Here is a 6,459-nt window from a genome sequence, read left to right on the forward strand (position 1 = left end):
GGCTAGGAGCTTGCGCGAGCTGCCGCCGCCGCCGCCGCCGCCATCCGAGCCCACGAGGCAGTATCAGGAGCCCGGCGAGCGCTCGACGTAGCCGGTTTCGAGTGGCATGGGCATGTGTTCGACGTGGCGGCGAGGACAGCGCGGCCTCGCGTTGGCCGCGATCACGCTGACCTTGTCGGCATGTTCGCAAGCGGCGCACTCGGGTTTCGGCGCCGGGCAGCGGCACACGATCGCGGGCGAGACGATGGGTACGACGTTCGCCGCGACCGTCGTCTCCGGAGCGCGCGTCGGCGGCGTTCACGCTTCCGCCGCCGCTTCACCTGCCCGCGAGTTCGAGCCGGCCACCGTCGAGGCGGAGGTGCGCCGGCTGCTGGACGAGATCGAAGGGCGGATGTCGCACTACCGCGCCGATTCGGAGCTCTCGCGCTTCAACGGAGCGCGGACGACGGCGCCGCGCCCGATGTCGTCCGAGACACTCGGTGTCGTCGCCGAAGCCCTGGCGGTGAGCCGGGCGAGCGGCGGGGCGTTCGACGTGACGGTGGGTCCACTGGTCGAGGCGTGGGGCTTCGGGCCGGGCGGACGGGCGCCGGCGGCGCCGGACGAGGCGACGCTGGCTGCGCTGCGGGGCAGGGTCGGGGCCGAGCTGCTGGAAGTCGATCTCGCGGCGGGGACCCTGCGGAAGCGCCGCGGGGACGTCGTGGTCGACCTGTCGGCCATCGCGAAGGGCTACGCGGTCGACGCGGTCGCGGCGCTGCTCGACGATCTCGGCTTCGGCGACCATCTGGTCGAGATCGGCGGCGAGTTGCGGGCCGCCGGTACGAACGAGGCGGGAACGCCGTGGCGGGTCGCCATCGAGCGGCCGGTTCCGGGCGCGCCGGCGGCGCAGCGCATCCTGCCCCTGACGGACGCCGCGCTGGCCACCTCCGGCGACTACCGCAACTTCTACGAGCTCGACGGCGCTCGGGTGTCCCATACGGTCGACCCGCGCACCGGCCGTCCGGTCACTCATGGGTTGCTGTCGGTCAGCGTCATCGCAGAGCGGTGCAGCCTGGCCGACGCCCGCTCGACGGCGCTCAACGTGCTCGGTCCCGAAGCGGGTTACGCTCTGGCGGTCGAGCAGGGGTGGGCGGCCCTGTTCGTCGAGGACGACGGCGCGGGCCGGCTCGTCGAACGGGAGACGCCGGCGTTCATGGCCGCGGTGCGGTGGGCCGGCTCCAGGGAGAGGCAGTGACCAGCGACCAGACGAAGTCTGGCCGGATCGACACGCTCGAGGAGGTGGTAGAGTGGCACTTATGGCCCACGAGGTGATCGCAGTACTCACACTGCTGTTGTCGCTGGTCAGTGCGATCGGGGTGCTGTGGATCGCGTTACGTCTGGAACGGGTGACGGGGCGACTCGATTCCGTGGAGCAGGACGTACGATCACACGTGAACATGCCGGGGCTGCACGCGCCACGGCAATAGGCCGCCGGCCGATCTCGAGAAGAGGTTCGAACGTCTCGGATTGCGTGGGACGACTTCCGACTGGAATCGAATCGAGATGGGTCTGTTCCTGCTGACCACCGGGGTGATCGCGGGCGTCATGCTCGTCATGGCGGTAGGGCTGCTGTTCAAGTACCCCTGCCTGCGGGGTTCGTGCGGCGGGCCGGATGTCGTCGATGCCGAGGGGCGGTCGTTGCGTTGCGACGCGTGCCCACGACGGCGAACCGACGCCCAGGCCGGATCCTGACCGCCATCATCCCGCGGCAAGCGGAGTCTTCTTCGTCGTCAGGCGCGGTTCTGCGCCCGGGCCGCGTTGGCGACGGCTTCCGCGAGGTGGTCGTCCTCCCGCGGGTCCACCGACCGCAGATCCAGAAGCAGGCGCTCGTCGGCGATGCGGCCGATCACCGGCGGTACGCCGCCGCGCAACGCTGCCGCGAGATCGTCCGGGGTTCGGCCGGCGACCTCGACGGCGAGGGCGCGGCTCGGCAGCGTGACCCCGGGCGTGCTCCCGCCGCCGATGGTCGCCTCGGTGGAAGCGATGGAGACGGTCAGCCCGCCCACTTCCGCGAGCCGCGACCGGAGCGCGGCGGCGCGCGCCTCGACATCGGCGACCGGGGTCTCGATCATGCGCACCACCGGCACGTTGTCGCCGGCGCGTCCGGCGGCGTGCTCGATCAGCGTCGCTTCCAGCGTGGCGTAGGTCAGCTTGTCGACCCGCAGCGCCCGCCTGGATCGACTGTCTGGCGCGCGGCCGGCGGCTGGGCCGATCGCTGGTCCTGCGCGGGGCGCCGATGCGCCGCCGTGCCCTGCCCGCCGCACTGGCGTCGCGGCCGTTGCGGCCGGCGCCGGAGAGCGCGATCCGCGTGCCCGTCGATGCCCCGTCGCTGCTGCTCAACCGCTGGGCGGTAGGCCTGTTCAACGGCCTGTACCACCGGCGGGGGCGCGCGCATGGCGGCCCGCACCCGGTGCACTTTGATTCCTTCTTCTTTCCGCTGGATCGGATCGACGGGTGGAACCGGCTCTACGGCCGGCGCGGCTTCGTCCAGTACCAGTGCGTGCTGCCCGCCGGCGAGAGCGCCGCCGGCCTCGCCGCCCTGCTGGGTTGCGTGTCCGTGACCCGACAGGGTTCGTTTCTCGCCGTCCTCAAGCGATTCGGCCCCGCCGGCGAGGGCCTGATGTCGTTTCCAACCGAGGGCTACACGCTGGCGCTCGACCTGCCCCTGCGCCGGGGGACGCTGGCCCTGGTCGACGCCCTGGACGGTATTACGCACGCGCACGGCGGGCGCGTGTACCTCGCGAAGGACGCCTGCAAGGGCCGGGATAGCCGACAGTTCGATCATTGCCGGCGGCGCCCTGAAGGTGCTGGATCTCCCGAATGATCTCTTTACTGTCGTGTAGTAGATACGTGGTATCACGATTTAGTCACTGACAACCTGTTAACCTCATGAGCAATGGGGTTTCCTTCCTGGTTTCGTTCCCTAGGTGGTGCGCGGATGGACACAGAATTCCGCTTCGCCGCGTTCTGCGGCGCAAGCTCCTGGTGAGACCGTAGTGGCCGAGCGCAAGAACGGCATTGGAACCGCCCGGTCCCCTTCCGGGCCGGGTGCCGAGTCTCCGGCGTCGCAACCGTTTCCCTGGCTACTCGTCCAGAAGATCACCGTCCCGGACCGCGTGGCGGCGTACGTCCATCGCGCCGAGCTCGTGGACCGGGCCATGCCGACACGCCGCCCGCTGACGGTGCTGAAGGCGTCCGGCGGTTTCGGCAAGACCACCCTGCTTGCGGAGTGTTGCCGCGAGTTGCGCCGGAAAGGCGTGGCCGTCGCCTGGGTGTCGTTGGACGAGCGGGACGAGCCTGCCGTGCTCGACACCTACATCGCCGTGGCCTGCCAGAGCGCCGGCCTGGATCTCCTGGACGTTTCGGACCTCGATGGTGCCGGCGATGGACCGGAGCGTCGAATCGGGGTGGTGGCGCGAGAGATCCAGGTCTCCGGCAAGCCGTTCGTGCTTGCCTTCGACGAGTTGGAACGGCTGGAGAAATCCGCTTCGTTGGCGCTGCTGGAGTTCCTGATCGAGCACGGCCCGTCCAATCTTCACCTGGCGATGGCGGGTCGGCGAATCCCCGACCGATTGAACGTGGCGGGCGCCGTGCTGGACGGCCGGGCCGGGCTCGTGACGACCGAGGAAATGAGGTTTTCGAGGTTCCATGCGGCCGAGTTCTTCAACCGGAGATTGTCGCGCGACGCGCTGTCTGCCGAGATGAAACGTTCCCTGGGATGGCCCTTCGCCTTGCGCATTTCCCGCAACCGGATGCAGCGCGGCAGGGCCGGGGACGCCGGCGTCGCTCAGGACATCGTCGAGAACTGGATCGAGTCGCGGCTGTTCGCCGACCTTGGAGGCGATGACCGGGACTTCATCCTCGACGTCGGTTTGTTCGACTGGATCGACGCGCCGCTGTTGGACGAAGTGCTCGAGCGCGGCGACTCGTTGCGCCGGCTGCAGTCGATGCCTGCGTTGGTCGGGTTGCTCGAGCCTGTGAGCGCCGGTCCGGCCGACAACGACAAGTGGCGGCTCCATCCGCTGGTGCGCGAGCACTGCGCCGAGCGGCGCTTGCGTGAAGACCCGCAGCGCTTCGGCGCCATCCATCGCCGGATTGCCGAAGGGCTGGCTCGGCGGGGCGATCCGGTTGCGGCCATGCGTCACGCCGCTGCGGGCGGCCAACCGGTGCTGGCCGGTGAAATCCTGGAGCGGGCCGGCGGCGTGCGCCTCTGGGCCTTGCAAGGGCTGGCGCAGCTTCAGACCGCGGACCGGTATCTGACCGAGGACGTCATCTCGACGCGTCCGCGGCTGGTGCTGGTGCGATGCCTGGTAGGGATCATGTCCGGTCGCGCGGAGGAGGCTCGAAGGCGCTACCACGAAGTCAGTGAGACGTTGTCCAACCGCCAGGACGTGGGGCGAGAGTTCCTGGTGGATATTTGCATCGTTGGCGGCGTCATCGTGATCTACGGGGGAGAACCGGTCAGCTCGACCTGGACTCGGACACTGCACAGGAACTATACGAAGCTCGCCGAATCGAAGCACTTCGATCCCGTGACGCGAGGCTTCGCCGCGTACGGACTCTGCACCCTGTACCAGTTACTGGCGGATTTCGAATCCGCGCTCGATTGGTTCGAGCGCGCCCGGCCCTTCCTTGCACGAAGCCAGTACATGAGCGTGTACGGGGCACTGCTGACGGGTCAGGTGGACATGACCCGAGGCCGCGTGCAGGACGCTGAGTCGCACTATCGCAAGGCGCAGCGAGTCGCGAGGAAGAGTTTCGTGGTCGATCCCGTGGCCGTGACGGGCGCGGCGATCATGCTGCGGGAGCTGCAACTGGAGTGCAACCCGGCGCCTTCGGCGGCGGAGCTGCGGCGGGTTCCGTTGGCGTTGGTCAAACAGGGAATGCCCTTCTCGGGCTTTGCCGCGGCCTGTTCAGTGCTGATCGAGCAGCACCTGCAGGCCGGACGTATCCGCCAGGCCCTGGCGCAGACCGAAGAGTTTCTGCACCACACCCGCGGGGCGGGACTGAAGTCGTTCGCACGGTACGTGGCGGCGACGCGCGTTTCGGTGCTGGTCATCGCGGGAAGGCCCGGCGACGCTGAACGGGCCCGGCGGCTGGAAGACCTGCCGATCGATCCGGCGAGTTGCGTGGACCTGACCCGGCAAAGTTGGCGGGAAATGGAGGCGATATCGTGTGCGCGCCTTCGCTGGCTGACCGCAACCCGGCGATTCGGGGAGGGCCGCGATCTGGCCCGCGCGTTGCGCGAGGCAGCCATCGACCACCAGCTCAAGCGGACGCTGATGCGCGCCACGGGGTTGTCGATGGTGCTCGAACAGCGCGCGGGAGAACCGGAATCGGCGGTGGCGCATCTGAAGGACTTCCTGGAGCTGTTCTCCGAAACTCCTTATGCCTGGGCGCTGTTTCAGGACCGGGGGGTTTGCCGCGCGGCGATGACGGCCTTTCTCGAGCGCCATCCGGAATCGCCGTATCGCGAGACCGTGCAGTCGCTATCGAAAGCGCTACGCCGCGCCGATGAAGTGCGCGGTCTGGTGCTGAGCCAGCGCGAGCAGGCGGTCCTGCAGTCGTTGGAGGGTCGCGGGGACAAGCAGATCGGCGCCGAGCTCGGACTCACGTCGCACGGTGTGCGGTATCACCTGCGAAAGCTCTTCACCAAGTTGGGCGTGACCTCTCGCGCCGAGGCTGTCCGCCGCGCCCGGGAACTGGGCGTAATCGCGCCCGATTCCTGACCCGTATCCGCGGACAGGCTCGCGTCCTGTTGCGTGGATTCCAGTCTTCCCGTGTGCAGTCGCTTTTCTCCCGCGACGCACTACACGATTATCGAAACGCTACACATTCGGTTCGGTGGTAGCGTTCTGACCTTTGGCGGGCTGCGTCAATCCAACTAAGAACGACTGAGAAACGGTAGGACGATGGCCAGACAGCTCTTGATCGGTGGCGTTGTGGTCTTGATGGTCCTCGGGATGGGTATCTCGCCGGTTGCGGCGCAAGGGCGTCTCGATCCTCCGGTGATTACCCATGCGGAAGGGCGTGACGCCAGTATTTATCTGATGTGGAGTGCCGTCCAGGGTGCCGCCAGGTATCACGTCGGCCTGGACCTCGTCGACGGTTCTGCTGCCGGTCGCCATGAAGCCGTCCCCGGGGGTCGCACGAGCCACACTGTCACCGGATTGCAGAACGGCAAGGAGTACTGGGTGTGGGTATGGGGCGATCGCGGAGACGGTGTCGAAGGCGTCCCGTCGGATGCGGTCCGCGTCACGCCAATGGCTTCGACGGCGCCGACGTCGCCCGGCCGCACGGCGCCACCCGCGGTCGATCTCACGTGCCACGGTTATGACGAGGGGGCGACGCGCGCGTACAACTGCATTCCTGGTAGCGGCAAGATGAAAAGGGACCCCGCGGCAATCTGAAAAGGGACCCCCT

At 68.3% G+C, this 6,459-nt stretch carries 7 protein-coding genes; 6 read left to right on the top strand and 1 reads right to left on the bottom strand.

The genetic code is table 11. The annotated features are described in order from the left end of the window. Nucleotides 1-112 precede the first annotated feature (112 nt). The 3 genes from F4X11_18235 (at nucleotide 113) to F4X11_18245 (ending at nucleotide 1,728) form a co-directional block, all read left to right on the top strand. The gene (locus tag F4X11_18235; protein MYN66944.1) at nucleotides 113-1,231 is read left to right on the top strand and encodes an FAD:protein FMN transferase; all 1,119 of its coding nucleotides are present in this window, start codon (nucleotides 113-115) and stop codon (nucleotides 1,229-1,231) included. 52 nt (nucleotides 1,232-1,283) lie between these two features. Then, entirely contained in the window at nucleotides 1,284-1,463 is a 180-nt protein-coding gene (locus F4X11_18240) for a hypothetical protein (protein ID MYN66945.1), read from the top strand. A 76-nt stretch (nucleotides 1,464-1,539) separates the two neighbouring features. Next, nucleotides 1,540-1,728: a hypothetical protein gene (locus F4X11_18245; GenBank protein MYN66946.1), complete on the top strand. Its 189-nt coding sequence runs from the start codon at nucleotides 1,540-1,542 to the stop codon at nucleotides 1,726-1,728. A 38-nt stretch (nucleotides 1,729-1,766) separates the two neighbouring features. Here F4X11_18245 and F4X11_18250 read toward each other — a convergent pair whose 3' ends face one another. After that, nucleotides 1,767-2,300, bottom strand: a complete 534-nt coding sequence (locus F4X11_18250; protein MYN66947.1) for a hypothetical protein — start codon at nucleotides 2,298-2,300, stop codon at nucleotides 1,767-1,769. On the opposite strand from F4X11_18250, the gene F4X11_18255 reads away from it, so the two are divergent. From F4X11_18255 to F4X11_18265, 3 genes are all read left to right on the top strand, one after another. Further along, nucleotides 2,273-2,860 (top strand): hypothetical protein, encoded by a 588-nt coding sequence (locus tag F4X11_18255; protein ID MYN66948.1) that lies wholly within the window; start codon nucleotides 2,273-2,275, stop codon nucleotides 2,858-2,860. The genes F4X11_18250 and F4X11_18255 overlap by 28 nt on opposite strands. 172 nt (nucleotides 2,861-3,032) lie before the next feature. Further along, nucleotides 3,033-5,765 carry a hypothetical protein gene (locus F4X11_18260; GenBank protein MYN66949.1) on the top strand — a complete coding sequence of 911 codons (2,733 nt, stop codon included), beginning with the start codon at nucleotides 3,033-3,035 and terminating at the stop codon, nucleotides 5,763-5,765. 183 nt (nucleotides 5,766-5,948) lie between these two features. After that, the gene (locus F4X11_18265; protein ID MYN66950.1) at nucleotides 5,949-6,446 is read left to right on the top strand and encodes a fibronectin type III domain-containing protein; all 498 of its coding nucleotides are present in this window, start codon (nucleotides 5,949-5,951) and stop codon (nucleotides 6,444-6,446) included. Nucleotides 6,447-6,459: the final 13 nt, after the last annotated feature.

Source organism: Acidobacteriota bacterium, from assembly GCA_009861545.1.
GTDB lineage: Bacteria > Acidobacteriota > Vicinamibacteria > Vicinamibacterales > UBA8438 > WTFV01.